Genomic DNA, 21,005 nt, shown 5'->3' with positions numbered 1-21,005 from the left:
GTTATGAACACGAACACACTCGCGGGCGTCCGAGTCCGCTTCTGCCCGTCGCCGACCGGCACCCCGCATGTGGGGCTGGCCCGCACCGCCCTTTTCAACTGGGCCTTCGCCCGTCACCACGGTGGCGAGATGGTGTTCCGGATCGAGGACACCGACGCCGCGCGCGACTCCGAGGAGAGCTACGCCGCGCTCCTCGACGCCTTGAACTGGCTGGGGATCGACTGGGACGAAGGGCCCGAGGTCGGTGGCGACCACGGCCCGTACCGGCAGAGCCAGCGCGGCGACATCTACACCGACGTCGCCCAGCGCCTGCTCGCGGCGGGCGAACTGTACGAGTCGTTCTCGACCCCGGAAGAGGTCGAGGGCCGCCGCAAGGCAGCCGGTCAGGACCCGAAACTGGGCTACGACAACCTCGACCGCGACCTCACCGACGAGCGGAAGGCCGAGTTCCGGGCCGAGGGCCGGGAAGCCGTGCTGCGGCTGCGGATGCCGGACGAGGACATCTCGTTCACCGACCTGATCCGCGGCGACGTCACGTTCAAGGCCGGCACCGTGGTCGACCCGGTTCTGCTGCGTGTCAACGGCGCCCCCCTGTACACCCTGACCAACCCGGTCGACGACGCCATGATGCGGATCACCCACGTCCTGCGCGGCGAGGACCTGCTGCCGTCCACGCCACGGCAGATCGCCTTGTTCCACGCGCTCAAGCGGATCGGTGTCGCCGAGACCGTCCCGGTGTACGCGCACATGCCGCTCGTCCGCGGTGAGGGCAACAAAAAGCTGTCCAAACGCGACCCGGAGTCGAACCTGTTCCTCTACCGGGAACGCGGTTTCCTGCCCGAGGGCCTGCTCAACTACATCGCGCTGCTGGGCTGGGCCATCGCCGACGACCGGGACGTGTTCAGCATGTCCGAGATGGTCCAGGCGTTCGACATCGGCAAGGTGAGTTCCAACCCGGCCCGGTTCGACATGAAGAAGGCCGAGGCGATCAACGCGACCCACCTGCGGGCGTTGTCCCAGGAGGATTTCGTCGAGCGCACGTTGCCTTATCTCGCCGCCGCCGGACTGGTCGGCGAAAAGCCAACGGACGAGCAGCGGGAACTGTTCGCCAAAGCCGCCCCACTGATCCAGGAACGGCTGGTGGTGCTGTCCGACGCGGTCGGGATGACCCGGTTCCTGTTCGAATCCGAAGAGGACTTCGCGCCGGAGCCCGAGTCCGCGGCCAAAGCCCTCGGCGCGGACGCCGCACCCGTTCTGGACGCCTCGATCGCGGCACTGGCCGCGGTGGCCGACTGGACCACGGCGAACATCGAGGAGGCACTGAAGACCGCGCTGATCGACGGGATGGGCCTGAAACCCCGCAAGGCGTTCGCGCCCGTGCGCGTCGCGGTCACCGGCCGGACCGTGTCGCCGCCGCTGTACGAGTCCCTGGAGCTCCTGGGTCGCGAGCGCACCCTCACCCGCATGAGGCATGCCCGTAACGTTTGAGGGGCACTGGCGCGATACAAGCCTGTTTGAGCACCAGCCGGTGATCAAAGCTTAACCGTGTCAGTGACCTGACAATCACCTCGTTAGCCGAATCGCGAACGAGGGGCAGGGTCCTATCGTCTTTGGATGGCATCAGCGCTCACCATGCGGTCCGGCCATGCCCGAACCGCAACGAATCGTGCGGAAATCAAGGCAGTCTGCCTGGACGTCGACGATACGCTCGTCGATTTCACCCGGGCTGCGAGATCCGCATTGTTCGCGCTGATCGGCAGGGACGACATGTGGCCGGCATGGCAGCGGGCCACCGACGAGTTCGTGGCCCGCTGCGTCTCCGGCGAACTCGACTCCACCACCATGCGTGAGTTGCGCACCAAGGCATTTTTCGCGGAACAGCTCGGTATCCAGTTGGACGACCACACCGTCACCGCGCTCGAAGCCCGCCGCCTGACCCGGATGTGCGCCGCCTGGCGCCTGTTCCCGGACGTCGTGCCGTGCCTGGACTGGCTACGCGCGGCCGGCCTGCGGATCGCCGCTGTGACCAACGCCTCGGGCGGCCCCCAACAACACGCCAAGCTCGCCGACATGGGCATCACCCGCTACTTCGACGCCGTCCTGATCGCCGGCGAACTCGGCGCCGCCAAACCCGACCCCCGCATCTTCCACGCCGCCTGCCAGCGCCTTCACGTCCAACCCCACCAGACAGTGCACATCGGCGACCGCCTCGACCTCGACGCGGTCGGCGCCCGCGACGCGGGCCTGCACGGCGTCTGGCTCAACCGGGACACAACCGACCAACACCCGACCCCACCCCCCGACATCCACCAGATCGCCGACCTTGAAGACCTGCCTGAACTGCTCGTCTGGCACTACGCAACGGTCCCAACCCCCCGCCGCTGACCCCCCGATTTTCACCCAGCCCCACCCCTGGTCTACTATCTTCCCCGGCGGTACAGACCAGCTCAGTACCGCCGATGGGGTATGGTGTAATTGGCAGCACGACTGATTCTGGTTCAGTTAGTCTAGGTTCGAGTCCTGGTACCCCAGCCGAGAAGCCCTTAGCAACCTCTGCTAAGATCTCCTCGCAACAACAGAAAAGAAAAGGTCCTGGCCCCGTCGTCTAGCGGCCTAGGACGCCGCCCTCTCAAGGCGGTAGCGCGGGTTCAAATCCCGTCGGGGCTACGCGGGATGGCGGGTCTATGGTCGGTGCTGGCGCACCTTCCCGTAGGCCCGCTTCGCATTATTTTGGGGGGCCCAGCCCCCCAAACCCCCCAGGTGCTCGCCTTCGGCTCGCCTCACCCACCGCTGTTCTTGCTTTTGGCGCAAAGCGCCAAAAAAGCGACAGTTATGAGATGGGCGGTTTGAAAGGGTCGGTATTCATTTCTTCAGAGCTTGTTTCTTGGGTGGTGGGGTTTGTCGGCTGGTGAATGGTTGGTGGCCCAGGTGGACGGGTGTGTGGTGGGCGGCTGGCTGGTGGTTGGTCGGGTGGGCTGGGGTGTGGTGAGTGGTTGGGTTTGTGGTGGGCGGCTGGTGGGTGGTCGGTGGGTGGTTGGTTGACTGGGTGGTTGGCTGGTTAGCTGATTGGGGGTATTTCTCCACAAGTGGGTCCTCGTGCCCTCTCTCCCGACCGACCTGGGCGCAGCCCAACCACGCGTGTCAAGAGGTCCGCCTGCGCGACCCAACCCCGAGACCAGGCGATACGGACCTCTTGACACGTGTGGTTGCCTTTGGCAGGTCGGTCGGGAGAGAGGGCGCGCCCTCCCCTCCTGATCGATCTGCCGCCCGGCGAGGGCTTCTTTTCCAGCCAGTCCAACATCAAATCCACATTGGACCTAAGCAGCCCGCTAAAACCGGCCCCTCCGCTGGAAGCGACGCCCCCGCTGGAACCGAACCTCCGCTGAAAGCGAGTCCTCCGCAGGAACCGACGCCTCCGCAGGAACTGAACTCGCCGCTGGGAGTGTTCTCGCTGGAACCGGACCTGTTCGCTGGAAGCCACCCTTCGCTGGAACCGGATCCGCTCGCTGGAAGCGAGCCCTTCGCTGGAAGCGACACCTGCGCTGGAACCGGACCCGTTCGCTGGAAGCGACCCTTCGCTGGAAGCGACACCTCCGCTGGGATCCGACTCGTTCGCTGGAACCTGACCCTCCGCTGGGAATGTCCTCGCTGGAACCGGACCCGTTCGCTGGAACTCGACTCGCGGCTAGAACCCGCCCTTCGTGGGTGGAACCGGCCGACCTCCCTGGAACGGCCTATCCTCGCTGGAACGGCATCTTCTCGCTGAACCGTCCCTCCACCTTGCTGGAACCTGACCCTCCATCAGCCGGGAGCCTCGCTGGAACGGCCTTCTCACCGGGAGTCGGCTTCACCTCCGCTGGAACCCGCCCGTGGGAACCCACCGCCACTGGGAACTGATCCATCTCTGCGGAACCGGTCCGTTGCCGCCGTCGCTGTGACGGTCCTTCTGGTGAGACGGGACCACCTTCGCTGACACCGACCTTCGCCAGTGGAGTTCGCCAACCCCCGCCGGAGTTGATCAACTTCCGCCGGAGCCGACCCGCACCTCCGCTGGAGTTGACCACCTCCGCTGGAGCCGACCCGCACCTCCGCCGAACCGGTCTCCGCTGAACCCTTCTCCGTCGAACCGGTCTGCGCTGAACCGGTCTCCGTTGGACCCGGCGACCGGCACACCGCGTCCTCTTCCGGCCGCGGTGTGCCGCTCTCGACTTGGTCGCCGGGGCGCTGTGACTGGTGCTCCGGTTCATTGGCACCCCAACACTTGGGCAACTGCCCGAGTTTCAGCCCGCCGATCCTGATGCCGCCCTCGCGCACGACCCACTAAGCATCCGGACGAGAAGCACGGTCCATCTGGCCGGCGAGCCGTGGCCGCGCTCCGTCGGCACCTCAGCGGCGGGTCGGGCCGTGCCGACGGGTCCACTATGGATCAGAGGCGGTTGTGGAGGGCGTCGGCCGCGGCTAGCAGGTCTGCGGCCCAGCGGGAGCCTGGGCGGCGGCCCATTCGGTCGATTGGGCCGGAGACTGAGACCGCGGCCACTACGTTGCCTGCGCCGTCGCGCACTGGCGCGGATACCGAGGCCACACCTGGTTCTCGCTCTGCCACGCTCTGTGCCCAGCCTCGGCGGCGGACTTCGAGGAGGGCGCGCTCGCCGAAGACCGCGTCGTTCAGGAGGGCTCGTTGGGTTCCGGGATCCGCCCATGCCGCAAGGACCTTGGCGCCTGAGCCGGCCGTCATCGGTAGGCGGGCGCCTACCGGGACTGTGTCCCGCAGGCCGCTTGGGGGCTCTGCCGCCGAGACACAGATTCTGTGCATTCCGTCCCTGCGGTAGAGCTGGACGCTTTCGCCGGTGATGTCACGGAGGCGGGGCAGGACCGCGTTCGCCGCGTCCAACAGTGGGTCGGTCGCGCCGCCCGCCAGTTCCGCCAGGGCCGCTCCGGGGCGCCAGCGGCCGTCCGAACCCCTGCGCAGCAACCGATGTACCTCAAGTCCCACGGCGAGGCGGTGGGCGGTCGCGCGGGGGAGGCCCGTTTTCGTACAGAGCTCCGCCAGACCGCATGGTTCCTTGGCCACTGCCTGCAGCACGGCCATTGCCTTGTCGAGTACACCGATTCCGCTATGCTGTCCCACACAACGATACTAACTTCCCGATATCTGAGATGTCCAGTATCTGGGAACCACCACACACAAACGGAAAGTTGGAGGAGCGATGGGCCACACGCTCGCCGAGAAAGTGTGGAACGCACATGTGGTGCGTCCGGGCAACGGGGATGAGCCGGACCTCCTCTACATCGACCTGCACCTGGTGCACGAAGTCACCAGCCCGCAGGCGTTCGACGGTCTGCGGCAGGCCGGGCGGCCGGTCCGGCGGCCGGACCTGACCGTGGCCACCGAGGACCACAACGTCCCCACGACCGACATCCTGCTGCCGATCGCCGATCCGGTGTCCCGCACCCAGGTCGAGACGCTCAGGAAGAACTGTGCCGAGTTCGGGGTGCCGCTCTACCAGATGGGCCACGACGAACAGGGCATCGTGCACGTGATCGGCCCGCAGCTCGGCCTGACCCAGCCCGGCACGACCGTGGTGTGCGGCGACAGCCACACATCCACCCACGGCGCGTTCGGCGCGATGGCGTTCGGCATCGGCACGTCCGAGGTCGAGCACGTGCTGGCGACCCAGACGCTGCCGTTGCGGCCGTTCAGGACCATGGCCGTCAACGTCTCGGGCCGGCTGCGGCCCGGTGTCACGGCCAAGGACATCATCCTGGCCGTGATCGCCAAGATCGGCACCGGCGGCGGGCAGGGATACGTACTCGAGTACCGGGGCAGCGCCATCGAAGAGCTGTCGATGGAGGCCCGGATGACGGTCTGCAACATGTCCATCGAAGCCGGCGCCCGCGCCGGGCTGATCGCGCCGGACGAGACGACGTTCGCGTACCTGAAAGGCCGCCCGCACGCCCCACAGGGTGCCGAGTGGGACGAAGCCGTTGCCGCGTGGCGACAGTTGCGGACCGACGCGGACGCCGTGTTCGACCACGAGGTGGACCTGGACGCGGACACGTTGACACCGTTCGTGACCTGGGGCACCAACCCCGGCCAGGGCCTTCCGCTGTCGGCGAGCGTGCCGGACCCGGAGCTGATCGCGGACGAGAACGAGCGGACCGCCGCCGAGAAGGCCCTGTCCTACATGGACCTCAAGCCGGGCACCCCGCTGCGGGACATCTCGGTCGACACCGTGTTCCTCGGGTCGTGCACGAACGGGCGGATCGAGGACCTGCGGGCCGCCGCGGACGTGCTTCGTGGGCACAAAGTTGCCAGTGGGGTGCGGATGCTCGTGGTGCCCGGGTCGATGCGGGTGCGCGAGGCGGCCGAGTCGGAAGGGCTGCACCAGGTCTTCCTGGACGCCGGCGCCGAGTGGCGGGCCGCGGGCTGCTCGATGTGTCTTGGCATGAACCCGGACCAGCTCAAGCCGGGCGAGCGCAGCGCGTCGACCTCGAACCGCAACTTCGAGGGCCGGCAGGGCAAGGGCGGCCGGACCCACCTCGTCTCACCGCTGGTGGCCGCCGCGACGGCCGTCCGCGGAACCCTGTCATCACCCGAAGACCTCGTCTGACCTCGATCGAAAGGGTAAACCAGCCATGGAGGCGTTCACCACGCACACCGGGGTGGGTGTGCCGCTGCGCCGGTCCAACGTGGACACGGACCAGATCATCCCGGCCGTCTACCTCAAGCGGGTCTCGAAGACCGGGTTCGAGGACGGCCTGTTCGCCGCGTGGCGGGCCGACGAGCACTTCGTCCTCAACCAGGAGCCGTACCGGGCCGGCAGCGTGCTGGTGGCCGGTCCGGACTTCGGCACCGGGTCGTCCAGGGAGCACGCCGTCTGGGCGCTGTCCAACTACGGCTTCCGGGCCGTGATCTCCGCCCGGTTCGCCGACATCTTCCGGGGCAACGCGGGCAAGCAGGGACTGCTTGCCGCGCAGTGCGAGCAGCACGACGTCGAGCAACTGTGGAAGCTGCTGGAGGCCGAGCCGGGTACGGAAGTGACCGTCGACCTGCGGGAAAGGGTTGTGACAGCGAAGGAGTTCACCGCCCGGTTCAGCATCGACGACTACACCCGTTGGCGCCTCTTGGAAGGCTTGGACGACATCGCGCTGACCCTCCGACACGCCGGGGACATCGATTCGTTCGAGGCTTCCCGACCGGTCCACAAGCCCCGCACAACGGTTGCCTGACGGGTGATTCCAGGGCCAAATGTCACCCCGATGGGCGGATCGCAAACCTCTTAAGGAAAAATATGGCGTGGCGCGTGGTGGTCGCGCGCTTTTCGGCATATGGTGGCGAGAAGTCGGCCGCGAAAGGCCGTAACCGTCATGTGGTCATAGTGGAGGACAGAAGGGTGAACAAAGCCCAGCTCATCGAGGCGCTCACGGAACGCCTGGGCGACAAGAAGACCGCAGGCGCTGCGGTCGACGGTCTCGTCGACGTGATCGTTCGGACGGTCAACAAGGGCGAGAAGGTCAACATCACCGGCTTCGGCGTGTTCGAGAAGCGGGCCCGCGCGGCCCGCACCGCTCGCAACCCGCGCACCGGTGAGACCGTGAAGGTGAAGAAGACCAACGTGCCAGCCTTCCGGCCCGGCACCGGCTTCAAAGACGTCGTGAGCGGCGCGAAGAAGCTGCCGAAGGTGGCCGCGGCCAAGCCCGCCGCCAGCACGCGCAGCACCGGCACCAGCACGCGTGCCGCCGCCGCAAGCACCCGCACCACGGCGTCGACCCGCACCCGTTCGACCGCGACGACGACTGCACGCAAGACGGCCGCTGCGAAGCCGGCTGCCAAGGCGACGACGGCGAAGTCGGCCGCGGCCAAGACGACGACAACCCGTCGGGCTGCCGCGAAGCCGGCCGCCGCCAAGGCCCCGGCCAAGAAGACGTCGGCCGCCGCAGCGAAGAAGCCGGCCGCCCGCAAGGCGGCCAAGTAGTCACAAACTGCGGCGGGGTAGCTGTATACCTACTCCAAGCAGGACATATAAAGCCGTGAAGGCCATCTGGGGACGCCCAGGTGGCCTTTACCGTTGCCCAACCAAACTTCACAGCCCACCCCCAGGTAGGCACCTCGTGCATACAAAGCCAGGAGCGGGCAGGCGACCAAGCGGCCAAAGTCCCAGTCCATGCCCAATCCGCAGCACCGCCCAGACCAAGCCCAGCCCACAGCACCGGCCCGACCCAGCCCACAGCACCGACCCAGCGCCAGCGCCAGCGGCAGTGCGGAGGCAGCGCAGCAGAGGTTCGGTTTTACATGGGGCGCGGCGGGTTTAAGCTGGCTGCGGCGGCAGGCCAAAAGACCTCCCAGCCAAGAACCTGGGGAAATGAACCAGAGAACCCATGGCCTGCCGGCGTAGTCGGCTTGCACCCGCCGCGGGGGTCCCCATGTCAAACCGAACCGGAAGTGGGCACAAGGAGCCGGTGCAGGAACAGCCGCAGCGACCGAGCACAAGGCGCCGGAACCGGAACGGCGGCAGCAGCCGAGCACAAGGCCACCGGCGACATTGCCGGAACCTGCAACAGCTGAGCCCTATGGCTTAGGCAGCGGCGTGGGTACGTAGTCCGCCGCCACCAGACGTGGTCCGTCATGGACGAACGTCAGCACCCACAGGCTGCCCTTCTTGGCCTGCACTTTTGGCAGCTCCAGGCCGGAGTCCCGGGCCAGCGCGGCGATCACCTCGGGGATCACCCCGCCCTGGCTGCAGACCGCCGGAACGCCGCCCTGCGCCACGATTTCCACGAGCCGGTGCCGGGCACCCGCCGGATCCGCCGCAAACGCTTTCTCGGTCAGCTGGGGCTCGGGGACGACCGTCCTGTCGAGATCCGCCGCCACCCCGGCCACGGTCGCCTCGCACCGGACCAGTGGCGCCGAATACACCCGGTCGACGCCGAACAACGGCAGCATGCGCCGCAACGCGCCGGCCTGTCGGTGGCCGGCGGGGGCGAGCGGACGTTCGTCGTCCGGGCCCATCCAGTCCTCCCGCTTTCCGGCCTTCGCGTGCCGCACCAGCAGCAGCGACGTGGTTTCCGTTGGCAGTCTGGAGAACTCGTCCAGTACCGTCCGGTCCTGTGGATAACTCAGGATTTCCCTGGCTTGCGCCACGGTCAGCCAGCGCAGTTCGTCGACTTCCTCGTTCGGGTGAAATGCCCCGCCGGTGACGGTCGCGGCGAAGTAGTCGACCCGTTTCTGACTGCCCCGGACCGGATAGCGAACAGTGTTCAGATGTCGGCCGAGAACCACTTGGTGGCCGGTCTCCTCGTCGACTTCACGCACCGCCGCCTGGGCAATGGTTTCGCCCGGGTCCAGTTTTCCCTTCGGCAGCGTCCAGTCGTCGTAACGGGGCCGGTGCACCACCGCGAGTGCCCCGGCCCGCCAGACGACCGCTCCCGCCGCCGCCGTAACGCCATGTGCCACGTAACAACTCAGCCCTGTGCTCCGTGCATTTGGATCATTTCCCGTTGGTGGTCCCGGACCCTCTCCAGGTCGGTCGGTGCCGGCTCCCACTCCCCGTCGGACTGCAGCACCCAGCAGCGGGTGGCCGGGTCGAGCGCCGAGTCCAGCATCGCGTCCATCTGCTTGACCAGCCGCGGGTTGCGGACCGGGACGGTCACCTCGACCCGGCGGTCGAGGTTGCGGTGCATCATGTCCGCGCTGCCGATCCAGTGCTCGCCGGAGCCGGCGAAGTGGAACACCCGGGAGTGTTCGAGGAACCGGCCGAGGATGGACCGGACCCGGATGTTGTCGCTGAGCCCCGGAATGCCGGGCTTCAGCGCGCAGATGCCCCGGACCACGATGTCGACCGGCACACCCGCCTGCGACGCCCGGTACAGCGCGTCGATGACCTGCTCGTCCACCAGCGAGTTCACCTTGAACCGGATGCCGGCTGGCCGGCCGGCCTCGACGTGCTCGACCTCACGCTCGATCCGTTCCACGATGCCGCGCCGGATTCCCTGCGGCGCCACCAGCAGGCTGCGGTACGTGTCCTGGCGGGCGTACCCGGTCAGCACGTTGAACAGTTCGGTGAGGTCCGCGCCGATCGACGGTTCGGCGGTGAGCAGCCCGATGTCCTCGTACAGCCGGGCCGTCTTCGGGTTGTAGTTGCCGGTTCCGATGTGGCAGTAGCGGCGGATCGTGGAGCCCTCCTGGCGCACCACGAGCGACGTCTTGCAGTGCGTCTTCAGCCCGACCAGGCCGTAGACCACGTGCACGCCGGCCTTCTCCAGTGCCCGTGCCCACTTGATGTTCGCCTGCTCGTCGAACCGGGCCTTCAACTCGACCAGGGCCACCACCTGCTTGCCGGCCTCGGCCGCGTCGATCAACGCGTCCACAATGGGCGAATCACCCGATGTCCGGTAAAGCGTCTGTTTGATCGCGAGCACGTGCGGGTCGCTGGCGGCCTGCTCGATGAAACGTTGCACACTCGTGGAGAACGAGTCGTACGGGTGGTGGACGAGGACGTCCCCTTCCCGGAGCGTGGCGAAAACACTCTTGGGCGTTTCGTGCTCGGCGAACGCCGGGTGCGTCGCCGGGACGAACGGCGCGTCCTTGAGGTCCTTGCGGTCCACCGCGTGCAGCTGCCACAGGCACGACAGGTCCAACAGGCCCGCGATGACGACTACGTCGTTCGGAGCCACCTCCAGCTCGCGCAGCAGCAGCTCCTGCATGTGCTCGCTCATGTCGCTGGCGATCTCCAGGCGCACCGGCGGGCCGAACCGGCGCTGCGCCAGTTCGCGTTCCAGGGCCAGCAACAGGTCCTCGTCGCGGTCCTCCTCGACCTCGAGGTCGGCGTTGCGGGTGACCCGGAACTCGTGCACCTCGGTGACTTCCATTCCGGTGAACAACTCACCGAGATGGGCCGCGATCAGGTCCTCGAGCGGCAGGAACGTGGCGCTCCATTCGTCCCCATTGGACGCCACGTTCAGCAGCCGCGACACGTTGTCGGGCACCTTGACCCGGGCGAACCGCTCGGTGCCCGCCTCCGGGTCGCGAACCGTGACCGCCAGGTTCATCGACAGCCCGGAGATGTAGGGGAACGGGTGCGCCGGGTCGACCGCGAGCGGGGTGAGGACCGGGAAGATCTGCTCGGTGAAGTAGTTGTGCAGCCGCTGCTTGTCCTCTTCGGCGAGCTCGCCCCACCGCACGATCCGGATGCCGCGGTCGGCCAGCTGGGGCCGGACGCGCTGCTCGAAGGCAGCCGAGTGCTGCTCGACGAGTTCCTGGTTGCGTTTGGCGATGTAGGCCAGTTGCTCGCGCGGGGTGAGCCCGTCGGCCGAACGGACCGACAGGCCGGTCTCCCGGCGGCGTTTCAGCCCGGCCACCCGGACCATGTAGAACTCGTCCAGGTTCGAGGCGAAGATGGCCAGGAACTTGGCACGTTCGAGCAGGGGCTGGGACTCGTCCTCGGCCAGGGCGAGGACCCGGGCGTTGAAGTCCAACCAGGACAGTTCCCGGTTGATGTACCGGTCGTCGGGCAGGCCGTTCGCCCCGTCCTCCTCGGCGGTCACCGCCGGAGGCGCCGAGGGAACGGTTCGCTCGGTCCGGGTCGCGGGCGGGGGCGGATGAGGTGCTGGCTGGTCCGTGCTGTCCGTGCTCACAGCAAGCCATTGTCCAGCACATATCGCCGGCATGCGCGTCTGTCTCCGGACAGGCTGGTTAACACTCGATCGGCCCACACGCGACTGCGCCGAGTAGCGCGGAAGTGTGCTGGCCGAGGCCAAGATCACAGGCGGCGCGGAGATCTTCGGCGGTGTCGACGTCGCATCGCAACGAAGGCCAACTGTCCGTGAGCGGCAACGCTCCCGAGGCCGCGTGCGCCCGCGCCGATCCCACCCCGAAGCGGGGGTTGAGCGGCTCGCCCGGCGCGGACAGCAGCAGTGTCGTCCCTGTTGTCTGGCGGTCGGCGACGAACGCGCGACCGCCGTCGGACGTCTTGATCGCGGCTGCCAGTTCGTGCGGCCGAAGTGCGGGCATGTCCGCCTGCAGCGCGCCGACCCGGCCGGCCGGATCCGCTTCGCGCAGCAGGTGCGCGCCATGTCGGTACGCCGCGTTCAGTCCGGGCGACGCTCCCTCCGGCACACATTCGAATCCCGCTTTGGCCAGCGTGCTCGCGACCGTCGGGTCCGAACTGACCACCAGGACCCTGCGCACCCCATCGGCTTGTGCCGCCGCTGTGACCGTGTCCAGCAATATGGCGAGAACCAGCCGGGTGTGCTCGTCCGGCGCGACCGCGCCACGCAGCCGCGACTTGGCGTCACCCAGTGCCTTGACCGGGACGACGAGATCTGTCTGCACCTGCCCATCCTGCCTGAAACCCGCAGGCCTTGCCGCCGCAAGGTCGCGTCTCGGAGTCCCCGTTCGATGAGAGCCGGGATCGGGGCGGTTCCTGGCGTCGCCGCCGGAGCGTCCTAATACCGGGTTGTATTCGGGCGTTTCGGCGGTGGCGCCAGGGACCGCATCCGGCCCGGCTGTCGCGGACGGGGACTCCGAGACGCGGCCTTAGACTCAGGCGGATCTCTGGACCGGAGGAGGAACCTTGGCGAGGCGTGAGAAGGACGGGTTCTGGGTGAAGACCGCGGCGGCGGTGTTCTACCCGATCACCTGGCTGGGACGGCGGGTGACGCGCGGCACCGAGCGGGTTCCCCGGCAGGGCGGCGCGATCCTGGTGTTCAACCACATCTCGCACCTGGACCCGGTGATCGACGCGGTGTTCGTGCACCGGCTCAAGCGGGTGCCGCGGTTTCTCGCCAAGGACAGCCTGTTCAAGATCCCGGTGGCCGGCCGGATCGTGGCCGGCGCGGGCACGATCCCGGTCTACCGCGGCACGGCCAACGCCGGCGACAGCCTGCGGGCCGCGGACGAAGCCCTGCGTGCGGGCAAGATCGTGTGTATCTATCCGGAAGGCACCATCACCAAGGACCCGCAGTACTGGCCGATGCGGTCCTTCCCCGGCGTGGCCCGGCTCGCGCTCACCCACGACGTTCCGGTCCTGCCCATCGCCCGCTGGGGCACCCAGGCGATCCTCAACGGCTACACCAAGAAGTTCAGGCCGTTCCCCCGCAAGACCATCACGGTCTATGTGGGCGAACCGGTCGATCTGTCCCAGTATCGTGCCGAGGGCGCGACGAGCAACGTCACGCTCATGCGGGTCACCGAACTGGTGATGACCGAGGTGAAGAAGCTGCTCGCGGAGATCCGTGACGAGCCGGCCCCGAAGGGTTTCTTCAATCCGAAGAAAGCCGAGGGCTGAAATGGAGCTGTCGCGGATCGCTGTGCTCGGCGCGGGTTCATGGGGAACGACATACGCCAAAGTTATGGCGGACGCGGGTGTTGAGGTCGTGCTGTGGGCGCGCCGGCCGGAAGTTTCGGCGGCCGTGCGGCAGCGCCACGAGAACCCGGACTACCTGCCCGGCGTGCGGCTGCCCGGAAACCTGACGTCCACATCGGACCCGGCGGAGGCACTGGCGGACGCCGACGCGGTCGTGCTGGCCGTGCCGAGCCAGAGCCTGCGGGCGAATTTGACGGGTTGGCGGCCGCTGCTGCCGGCCGGGCGGACGCTGGTCAGCCTGGCCAAGGGGGTGGAACTGGGAACCCTCAAGCGGATGAGCGAGGTGGTCGCGGAGGTCGCGCGGGTGCCGGCGGATCAGGTCGCGGTGGTGTCCGGGCCGAACCTGGCCATGGAGATCGCCTGCGAGCAACCGACCGCGACCGTCATCGCGTGCGCCGACCACGATCGTGCGGTGGCGCTGCAGCACGCGAGCACGACCGGGTACTTCCGGCCGTACACCAACACCGACATGGTGGGCTGCGAACTGGGCGGTGCCTGCAAGAACGTGATCGCGCTCTCCTGCGGGATGGCGTCCGGACTCGGCTTCGGCACCAACACGTTGGCCACCCTGATCACCCGTGGCTTGGCCGAGACGTCCCGGTTGGGGAAGAAGCTCGGCGCGAACCCGCTGACCTTCTCCGGCCTTGCCGGGCTGGGGGATCTGGTCGCGACCTGCTCGTCCCCGTTGTCCCGCAACCGGACCTTCGGCGAACGGCTGGGCCGTGGGCAGACCCTGGACGAGGCGCTGGCCGCGGCCGCCGGCCAGGTGGCCGAAGGCGTGAAGTCCTGCTCGTCGATCCGGGAACTGGCCATCCGGCACGGCGTGGACATGCCGATCACCGATGTGGTGCATCGGGTCTGCCACGACGGCCTGGATCCGCAGAAGGCGGGCGCCGAGCTGATCGGCCGCAAGGTCCGGCCGGAACGATGACCGGTTTCGGCGACGGCACACGGTGTGTCCACGGCGGTACCGCGCAACCCCGGCCGGACTCGCCGTTTCTGGCGTCGCCGGTGTTCGGGTCGGCGTTCCACCTGGGCGGTTCGGTCACGTACGGCCGTTCGGACAACCCGACCTGGCGGGCGCTGGAGTCCGCGATCGGGGCGTTGGACGGCGGCGAATGTGTGGTGTTCGCGTCCGGGATGGCCGCGATCTCCGCGTTGCTGCGAACGTGCGCCGGGACGATCGTGCTGCCGTCCGATGGCTACTTCCTGACCCGCCAGTACGTGCAGGCCGAGCTGCCGTTGAAGGTGGTGACCGCGCCGACATCCGGACCGTGGCCCGCATTCGACGGTGTCTCACTGGTTCTGGTGGAGACGCCGTCGAACCCGGGCCTGGATGTGTGCGATATCACCGCGTTGGCGGCCGAGGCGCACGCGGCGGGCGCGCTTGTGGCCGTGGACAACACGACCGCGACCCCGCTCGGACAGCGCCCGTTGGAGCTGGGCGCTGATGTTGTTGTGGCCAGTGATACCAAAGCGTTGGCTGGGCACAGTGATGTCGTGCTGGGACACATCACCTGCCGGGACGCGGCTTTGGCCGAACGGCTGCGACAGTCCCGGACGCTCGGCGGCAGCGTCCCGGGTCCGTTCGAGACGTGGCTCGCCCACCGCGGCCTGGGCACCCTGGATCTTCGGCTGACCCGGCAGGCCGAGAACGCGGCCGCGCTGTACGCGGCCCTGCGGGAACATCCCATGATCACCGGACTGCGCTGGCCGGGGTCCCCGTCGGATCCGGCATATCCCTTGGCGTCCCGCCAGATGCGCAGGTTCAACGGTGTGCTCACGTTTCAACTGCCTTCGGTGGCGGCGGTGTCCGACTTCCTGGCCGCGAGCCAACTGGTGACCGCGGCGACGAGCTTCGGCGGCCTGCACAGCACCGCGGACCGGCGCGCCCAGTGGGGCGACCCTGTGCCGGATGGACTGGTCCGCTTCTCCGCGGGCTGCGAGGACACCGCGGATCTGGTCGCCGACGTGCTGGCCGCACTTCCTAAAGAGTGATACGAGTTGCGAGGACGGAACCGGCCTGCTTTCCTATTCGCCATGATGCGCGCTATGGCTGACGGACGGGGTCACATCGACCTCGCCTTCGTCGCGAGCGCGCTGTGTCTGACTCGGTGATCGGCCCGCGTCCCGTCCCGCCTGTATCCCGAGGAAAACTCCTGATGTTCGCTGTTCCCGAGAACACTGTCGCGCTGTCCGCCCCGCTCGCCGCGGCGCACCCGTCCAGGATCGCCCGCGAGTTCGCAGTGGACCGCGACCGCTGGAAGCACCTGCTGCGGTACGACCCGGCCGAGCGCTTCGCCACCCTGGTCGACCGGGTGGGTGTTTATGAGGTGTGGCTGATGAGCTGGCTGCCGGGCCAGTCGACGGACCTGCACGACCACGGCCGCACCACCGGCGCGTTCACCGTGGTGTCCGGGACCCTGACCGAACGGGTCGTGCGCGCCGGCACCGAGCTGACGCTGACCCCGGGCCAGTCCCGGGTGTTCGCCCCTGACTACGTTCACCAGGTGCTGAACAACGGCATCGACCCGGCGGTCAGCATCCACGTGTACGAGGGTGCGCGGGAGATGCACCCGGTTAATCCACAGTAGACGGTTCAGTCCCTGGTCGAGACGTGCGCGGGCACGTCCCAGCCGGCGGTGAGGTCGGCGCTGGGCACCGGCGCGCCCCAGCCCTGCACGACCGGCAGGACCCCGGCCCACGCCGTGTCGGCCACCTTGTCCTCTTCCTCGTCGCCCGGCCCGCCCGCGCGGATCTTCACCGCTGCCTCCGACAGGTCCAGGGCCAGCACGGACGTCTGTGCCAACTCCTTGCGTGACGGCTGCCGCGCGTGGTCCCACGATCCCGGGGCCAGGTGTTCGGTGATCGCCCGCAGGGCGTGCAGTTTCTCCTCGCCCTCCGGCTGCCGGGCCTGGCCGTGGATCACCGCGGACCGGTAGTTCATCGAGAAGTGGAAGACCGAACGCGCGTAGACGACGCCGTCCACGTGTGTCACGGCCACGCAGATCTCGTTGGCGGCGGCGGTTCGCAGGCTCAACGATCCGGTCGAGCCGTGCAGATAAAGCGTGTCGCCGTCGCGGCCGAAGCCGGTCGGCAGCACGAGCGGGGACCCGTCGACCACCACGGAGATGTGACAGATCAGGGCGGAGTCCAGGATGGCGTGCAGGGCGGCTCGGTCGGTCGCGGCGCGGTCCTTGAGACGCTTGATCGTGCTTCGAGGTGTCGGCGAGAGGTTCACGTTTCCAGGATCGGCACTGAAGTGGCATTCTGACAGGGCCACGAACAGAGAAAATCGAAAGGCCACTTGTGTCGACCGACCCGCCGGCACCGCCGGTCACCCTGGACCGTCAGCTGGACACGCCGCTCGCGGTGCAGCTGGCCGACGCCCTGCGGTCGGCTGCCGCGGACGGCAGGCTGCGCACCGGCGACCGGCTGCCGTCGACCCGCGCGCTCGCCACCCGCCTGCAAGTCAGCCGGACGGTCACAGCAGCAGCATACGAGCAGCTGCACGCGGAAGGCTGGATCGCGGGCAGGCACGGTTCGGGCACGTTCATCACCACCGCGCCGCCGGGGAGCCTGCCGGAGAAGCCACCCCGCCCGAAATCCAGCGTCGACCGGCGGCCGATGATCGACCTCACGCCGGGTTCGCCGTGGGCGGGCGGGATCGACCGGGCCGCGTGGCGTCGTTCCTGGCGCGCGGCGGCGGACGCCGATCCGTTGCTTCGGCCGGAACGCGGCGGCCTGCCGGAATACCGTGAAGTCATCGCCGAGCACCTGTTGCGTCACCGCGGGCTGCGGGTCGGCGCCGAGGACGAGACCGTGCTCGCGACCGGCGGCACGACAGCCGCGGTGTTCGAACTCGCGTCGGCCGTGCTCGGCCGCGGCGCCACAGTCGCGGTGGAAGAACCCGGTTATCAGCGCGCTGTCCAGGCGATGACCGCCGCCGGCCTGACAGTCGTTCCGGCACAGGTGGACGTGGCAGGGTTCTGGATCGACTCGGTTCCCGCTTCGGTCCGTGCGGTGTACTGCTCGCCCGCACACCAATATCCGTTGGGCGGACGGATGCCGGCCGAACGGCGGGTCAAGCTGGTGGAACGCGCCCGGCGCGACGGCTGGCTGGTGATCGAGGACGACTACGACGGCGAACTCCGTTATGACGTGGCGCCGCTGCCGTTGCTCGCCGCGCTCGCGCCGGACGTAGTGGTGCATCTCGGCACCACGAGCAAGATCCTCACCCCGACCCTCGGCACCGGGTGGATGGTGGCCCCGCCGGCCGTGGTGGCCGCCGTCCTCGCGCAACGGGAACTGACCGGGATCGGTCCTTCGGTGGCGGGACAACGGGTGCTCATCGAGATGGCCCGGCATGGCGACCTCGGTCGACACCTGCGGCGGCTGCGTAGGGAACTGTCCGAACGACGGTCCATCGTGGTGGACGCGTTGCAGGCGGCCGAACTGGCTGTGCTCGGTGACGACGCCGGTGCGCACGTCGTGGTGCCGTTGCCATCCGGGCGGGCCGAGCGGGACGTGCTGACCCGGGGCGAGGAACTGGGGATGCGGATCGACGGCCTGGCCAGGCATCACGCCGGCCGCGCCCGGTGGCACGGGATCCTGTTGGGCTACTCGGCGTGCTCCCGCGAAGAGCTGCTCATCGCGTTGCCGCAGCTCGTGGACCTGCTCAAGGAGGCGAACCGGGACAGGTAAGGTCGGGCGGCATGAACGAGCAGACGCGCAAAACCCGAGTCGCCGTCATCTTCGGCGGCCGGAGCACCGAGCACTCGGTCAGCTGTGTCTCGGCCGCGAGTGTGCTCGCCAACGTCGACCCCGACCGGTTCGAAGTGGTGCCGGTGGGCATCACGCCACAGGGCCGGTGGGTGCTGGGCCCCGGCGACCCCGCGACGCTCGCGCTCACCGGCCGTGAGCTGCCGTCCCTGTCGACCGACCTGGTGGCGGTGAACCAGGTCGACACGTTGGCCGAAGTGGACGTGGTGTTCCCGTTGCTGCACGGCGCGTTCGGCGAGGACGGCACCATCCAGGGCCTGCTGGAACTGGCCGGCGTGCCGTACGTCGGCGCGGGCGTGCTGTCCAGCGCGGTGGTGATGGACAAGGAGTACACCAAGAAGCTGCTGGCCGCCGAAGGGCTGCCGATCGGCGCGTACGAGGTGCTGCGGCCGAACGTCCGGACGTTGTCCGGGGGGCAGAAGGACCGGCTGGGCCTTCCGGTGTTCGTGAAGCCCGCCCGCGCCGGTTCATCATATGGGATCAGCAAAGTCACATCGTGGGACGAGCTGGACGGCGCGATCGCCTTCGCGCGGGCTGTGGACCCGAAGGTGATCATCGAGGCGATGGTCGTCGGCCGGGAGATCGAGTGCGGTGTGCTCGAGTTCCCGGACGGCCGGACCGAGGCGTCGCTGCCGTCCGAGGTACGGATCAGCGCCGACTTCGAGTACTACGACTTCGAGGCGAAGTACCTGGACGACGCCCTTGAACTGGACATTCCCGCGAAGATCGGGGACGCCGCGATCGAGTCGGTCCGGGCCCTGTCGGTGCGTGCCTTCCAGGCCATGGACGGCCAGGGGCTGGCCAGGGTGGACTTCTTCGTCCGGCCGGACGGCGAGCTGGTGATCAACGAGCTGAACACCATGCCCGGCTTCACGCCCAGCTCGGCCTTTCCCAAAATGTGGGCAGTGACCGGGGTGGACTACCAGTCCCTCGTGACGATCCTGCTGGAGACCGCCGTCGCCCGCGGGACAGGTCTCCGGTAGGGCTACTTCTTCGGCAGGGTCTTGCCGATCAGGTCCGACAGGTCCTGCAGGGGGCCGGTGCCTGCGGTGGCCGGGATGGTGACGGCGACGTAGACGGTTCGGTCCGCCAGGTACCAGGTCGTCGAGTCCGTGCCGTCCACCGGGAGCCACGACACTCCGGACACCGCCCGCAGGGTCGTGGTCGGGGTCAGCTCGGCCGGGCGGTCCAGACCGCAGCGCAGCACCACCGGATCGGCGCGTTGGTCGGCCCACGCCGCGGTCGCCGGTGGGGCCGGTTCCCGCAGCGGGACCTTGGCCAGTACGGTTGAGCCGGACTGCAGGGTCGCCGGGAGTTTCGTCAGCAGCGTTCCACACTCAGGAGAGCCGGCTGCGGGCGCGATCACCGGACCGAGGGCTACCGGGCCGGTCCGGGTCGGGTCGGGCGGGGTCGGCGAGGCCCGGTCGCGTCCGCGCGAGCCGAACACGAGGCTGACGATGATCACCCCGACGATGAGCAGCACGGCCGCGACGGCCGCGACGAGCACCCTTGGCCTGTCCACCCGTCCACTACAGCATGTGTCAGAGATGGACCACCGGGCAGGTGAGCGTTCGGGTGATCCCGTCCACGTTCTGGATCCGCGCGACCACCAGTTGGCCGAGCAGGTCCACGTTGTCCGCCTGGGCCCTCACGATCACGTCGTACGGGCCGGTGACGTCCTCCGCCGTGGTCACTCCCTGGATGTCGGCGATCTCCGCGGCCACCGCGGCCGCCTTGCCGACCTCGGTCTGAATCAGGATGTATGCGTGGACCACCGGCGTGCCCCTTCGTCTGGACAAGAATGGTCAAGGTAGGAACGTGGTCAGCAAGGTACCCCACGCGGGGAATGTTCGGGGGTCCGAACATTCGGTATCGGAGGCATTTGTGCGATCGGACACGCCAGAGGGGGCGGGCACTGTCGCTGATCTGGGTGAGTTCTCCCTCATTCAGCGGTTGACGGTTGGCCGTGCCCAACCGCCGAGCACCCTGCTCGGACCGGGGGACGACGCCGCGGTCGTGGTCGCCTCCGACGGCCGGGTGGTGGCCAGCACGGACGTTCTCGTGGAGGGCGTGCATTTCCGGCTGGACTGGTCCACTCCGGAGCAGGTCGGGCACAAGGCCGTGGCGGTGAACCTGGCCGACGTGACCGCGATGGGCGCGACACCGACCGCTGTGCTGGTCGGGTTGGCGTGCCCGCCGGAGACCACAGTGGAGCTGGTGGACGAGATCACCACCGGCATGTGGAAGGAGGCGGGCCGGGCCCGGGTCGGCCTGGTCGGCGGCGACATCGTCAGCTCGCAGACGCTGGTGATCTCCGTCACGGCGTTGGGGGACTTGCAGGGCCGCGCCCCGGTGCTGCGCTCCGGCGCCCTGGTCGGTGACGTGGTCGCGGTGTGCGGCCGGTTGGGCTGGTCCGCCGCCGGGCTTGCCGTGCTGGGCCGGGGTTTCCGGTCGCCGGTCACGGTGGTCAACGCGCACCGCGCGCCGGAGCCGCCGTACGCGGCGGGTGCGCAGGCGGCGATGAGCGGGGCGACCGCGATGATCGACGTGTCGGACGGGCTGCTGGCGGATCTGGACCACATCGCGGAGGCTTCCGGTGTGGCCATTGACGTTCGCACCGACCTGCTGGAGGTGCACCAGCGACTGGTCGACGTCGGCACCGCGCTGGGCGCCGACCCGCGGCACTGGGTGCTCACCGGCGGCGAGGACCACGCGCTGGCGGCGACCTTCCCGGGGCCGGGCGCGGTGCCCGAGGGCTGGGTGACCATCGGCACGGTCTGGCGCGGTGACGGGATCACCGTGGACGGCCGGCCGTACGAAGGCCCCGGCGGCTGGCAGCACTGGCGTTGAGAGAAGTCC

General features: G+C 68.6%; 19 protein-coding genes and 2 tRNA genes. 14 read left to right on the top strand and 7 right to left on the bottom strand.

Annotated elements, in window-relative coordinates:
* The first annotated feature begins 3 nt into the window (after positions 1 to 3).
* The 4 genes from gltX (at position 4) to EV192_RS28645 (ending at position 2,667) form a co-directional block, all read left to right on the top strand.
* Complete coding sequence (gene gltX, locus EV192_RS28660) at positions 4 to 1,488, top strand: glutamate--tRNA ligase (protein ID WP_132120782.1); 1,485 nt, start codon at positions 4 to 6, stop codon at positions 1,486 to 1,488.
* Between the two features lie 126 nt (positions 1,489 to 1,614).
* Entirely contained in the window at positions 1,615 to 2,385 is a 771-nt protein-coding gene (locus EV192_RS28655) for an HAD family hydrolase (RefSeq protein WP_243727124.1), read from the top strand.
* Between the two features lie 75 nt (positions 2,386 to 2,460).
* A tRNA-Gln gene (locus EV192_RS28650) sits at positions 2,461 to 2,532 on the top strand.
* A gap of 62 nt (positions 2,533 to 2,594) precedes the next feature.
* A tRNA-Glu gene (locus tag EV192_RS28645) sits at positions 2,595 to 2,667 on the top strand.
* A gap of 1,759 nt (positions 2,668 to 4,426) precedes the next feature.
* On the opposite strand, the gene EV192_RS28640 is transcribed toward EV192_RS28645, so the two are convergent.
* The gene (locus EV192_RS28640) at positions 4,427 to 5,128 is read right to left on the bottom strand and encodes an IclR family transcriptional regulator (RefSeq protein WP_207926269.1); all 702 of its coding nucleotides are present in this window, start codon (positions 5,126 to 5,128) and stop codon (positions 4,427 to 4,429) included.
* 79 nt (positions 5,129 to 5,207) lie between these two features.
* Here EV192_RS28640 and leuC point away from each other — a divergent pair, with 79 nt between their 5' ends.
* The 3 genes from leuC (at position 5,208) to EV192_RS28625 (ending at position 7,976) form a co-directional block, all read left to right on the top strand.
* Positions 5,208 to 6,611 (top strand): 3-isopropylmalate dehydratase large subunit, encoded by a 1,404-nt coding sequence (gene leuC, locus EV192_RS28635; protein ID WP_132120780.1) that lies wholly within the window; start codon positions 5,208 to 5,210, stop codon positions 6,609 to 6,611.
* Positions 6,612 to 6,636: 25 nt separating this feature from the next.
* On the top strand, positions 6,637 to 7,230 hold the full coding sequence (gene leuD, locus EV192_RS28630; protein WP_132120778.1) for a 3-isopropylmalate dehydratase small subunit: 594 nt from the start codon (positions 6,637 to 6,639) through the stop codon (positions 7,228 to 7,230).
* Between the two features lie 164 nt (positions 7,231 to 7,394).
* Positions 7,395 to 7,976 (top strand): HU family DNA-binding protein, encoded by a 582-nt coding sequence (locus tag EV192_RS28625; protein ID WP_243727168.1) that lies wholly within the window; start codon positions 7,395 to 7,397, stop codon positions 7,974 to 7,976.
* A gap of 593 nt (positions 7,977 to 8,569) precedes the next feature.
* Here EV192_RS28625 and EV192_RS28620 read toward each other — a convergent pair.
* The 3 genes from EV192_RS28620 to cofC are packed head-to-tail and all read right to left on the bottom strand — an operon-like array spanning position 8,570 to position 12,331.
* Positions 8,570 to 9,454, bottom strand: a complete 885-nt coding sequence (locus EV192_RS28620) for an NUDIX hydrolase (RefSeq protein WP_132120775.1) — start codon at positions 9,452 to 9,454, stop codon at positions 8,570 to 8,572.
* An 8-nt stretch (positions 9,455 to 9,462) separates the two neighbouring features.
* A complete protein-coding gene (locus EV192_RS28615) occupies positions 9,463 to 11,634 on the bottom strand; it encodes an RNA degradosome polyphosphate kinase (protein ID WP_424923395.1) in 2,172 nt (723 codons plus the stop codon).
* A gap of 58 nt (positions 11,635 to 11,692) precedes the next feature.
* Positions 11,693 to 12,331, bottom strand: a complete 639-nt coding sequence (gene cofC, locus EV192_RS28610) for a 2-phospho-L-lactate guanylyltransferase (RefSeq protein WP_132120771.1) — start codon at positions 12,329 to 12,331, stop codon at positions 11,693 to 11,695.
* A gap of 241 nt (positions 12,332 to 12,572) precedes the next feature.
* Between cofC and EV192_RS28605 the strand changes: the two genes are divergently transcribed.
* The 4 genes from EV192_RS28605 (at position 12,573) to EV192_RS28590 (ending at position 15,958) form a co-directional block, all read left to right on the top strand.
* Positions 12,573 to 13,286, top strand: a complete 714-nt coding sequence (locus EV192_RS28605) for a lysophospholipid acyltransferase family protein (RefSeq protein WP_132120769.1) — start codon at positions 12,573 to 12,575, stop codon at positions 13,284 to 13,286.
* Between the two features lies 1 nt (position 13,287).
* Complete coding sequence (locus EV192_RS28600; RefSeq protein ID WP_132120767.1) at positions 13,288 to 14,295, top strand: NAD(P)H-dependent glycerol-3-phosphate dehydrogenase; 1,008 nt, start codon at positions 13,288 to 13,290, stop codon at positions 14,293 to 14,295.
* Positions 14,292 to 15,362 carry a cystathionine gamma-lyase gene (locus tag EV192_RS28595; protein ID WP_132120765.1) on the top strand — a complete coding sequence of 357 codons (1,071 nt, stop codon included), beginning with the start codon at positions 14,292 to 14,294 and terminating at the stop codon, positions 15,360 to 15,362. The genes EV192_RS28600 and EV192_RS28595 overlap by 4 nt, the downstream gene beginning before the upstream one ends.
* Positions 15,363 to 15,526: 164 nt before the next feature.
* Positions 15,527 to 15,958 carry a cysteine dioxygenase gene (locus EV192_RS28590; RefSeq protein WP_132120763.1) on the top strand — a complete coding sequence of 144 codons (432 nt, stop codon included), beginning with the start codon at positions 15,527 to 15,529 and terminating at the stop codon, positions 15,956 to 15,958.
* 5 nt (positions 15,959 to 15,963) lie between these two features.
* Here EV192_RS28590 and EV192_RS28585 read toward each other — a convergent pair whose 3' ends face one another.
* Positions 15,964 to 16,605, bottom strand: coding sequence for a pyridoxamine 5'-phosphate oxidase family protein (locus tag EV192_RS28585; RefSeq protein ID WP_132120761.1), 642 nt, complete (start codon positions 16,603 to 16,605; stop codon positions 15,964 to 15,966).
* 68 nt (positions 16,606 to 16,673) lie between these two features.
* On the opposite strand from EV192_RS28585, the gene pdxR reads away from it, so the two are divergent.
* Together pdxR and EV192_RS28575 are read left to right on the top strand one after the other, a co-directional pair.
* On the top strand, positions 16,674 to 18,068 hold the full coding sequence (pdxR, locus tag EV192_RS28580; RefSeq protein WP_132120759.1) for a MocR-like pyridoxine biosynthesis transcription factor PdxR: 1,395 nt from the start codon (positions 16,674 to 16,676) through the stop codon (positions 18,066 to 18,068).
* A gap of 11 nt (positions 18,069 to 18,079) precedes the next feature.
* Positions 18,080 to 19,129 (top strand): D-alanine--D-alanine ligase family protein, encoded by a 1,050-nt coding sequence (locus EV192_RS28575; protein WP_132120757.1) that lies wholly within the window; start codon positions 18,080 to 18,082, stop codon positions 19,127 to 19,129.
* 2 nt (positions 19,130 to 19,131) lie between these two features.
* On the opposite strand, the gene EV192_RS28570 is transcribed toward EV192_RS28575, so the two are convergent.
* Together EV192_RS28570 and EV192_RS28565 are read right to left on the bottom strand one after the other, a co-directional pair.
* Positions 19,132 to 19,668, bottom strand: coding sequence for a DUF3515 domain-containing protein (locus tag EV192_RS28570; protein ID WP_243727123.1), 537 nt, complete (start codon positions 19,666 to 19,668; stop codon positions 19,132 to 19,134).
* Positions 19,669 to 19,687: 19 nt separating this feature from the next.
* Positions 19,688 to 19,921, bottom strand: a complete 234-nt coding sequence (locus EV192_RS28565; RefSeq protein WP_132120753.1) for an Lrp/AsnC ligand binding domain-containing protein — start codon at positions 19,919 to 19,921, stop codon at positions 19,688 to 19,690.
* Positions 19,922 to 20,030: 109 nt separating this feature from the next.
* On the opposite strand from EV192_RS28565, the gene EV192_RS28560 reads away from it, so the two are divergent.
* Positions 20,031 to 20,996 (top strand): thiamine-phosphate kinase, encoded by a 966-nt coding sequence (locus tag EV192_RS28560; RefSeq protein WP_165960649.1) that lies wholly within the window; start codon positions 20,031 to 20,033, stop codon positions 20,994 to 20,996.
* Positions 20,997 to 21,005: the final 9 nt, after the last annotated feature.

It is taken from the genome of Actinocrispum wychmicini (assembly GCF_004345645.1).
Classification (GTDB): Bacteria; Actinomycetota; Actinomycetes; order Mycobacteriales; family Pseudonocardiaceae; genus Kibdelosporangium; species Kibdelosporangium wychmicini.
Note: the sequence above shows the minus strand (reverse complement) of the source record. Positions and strands in the feature narration are given on the sequence as shown.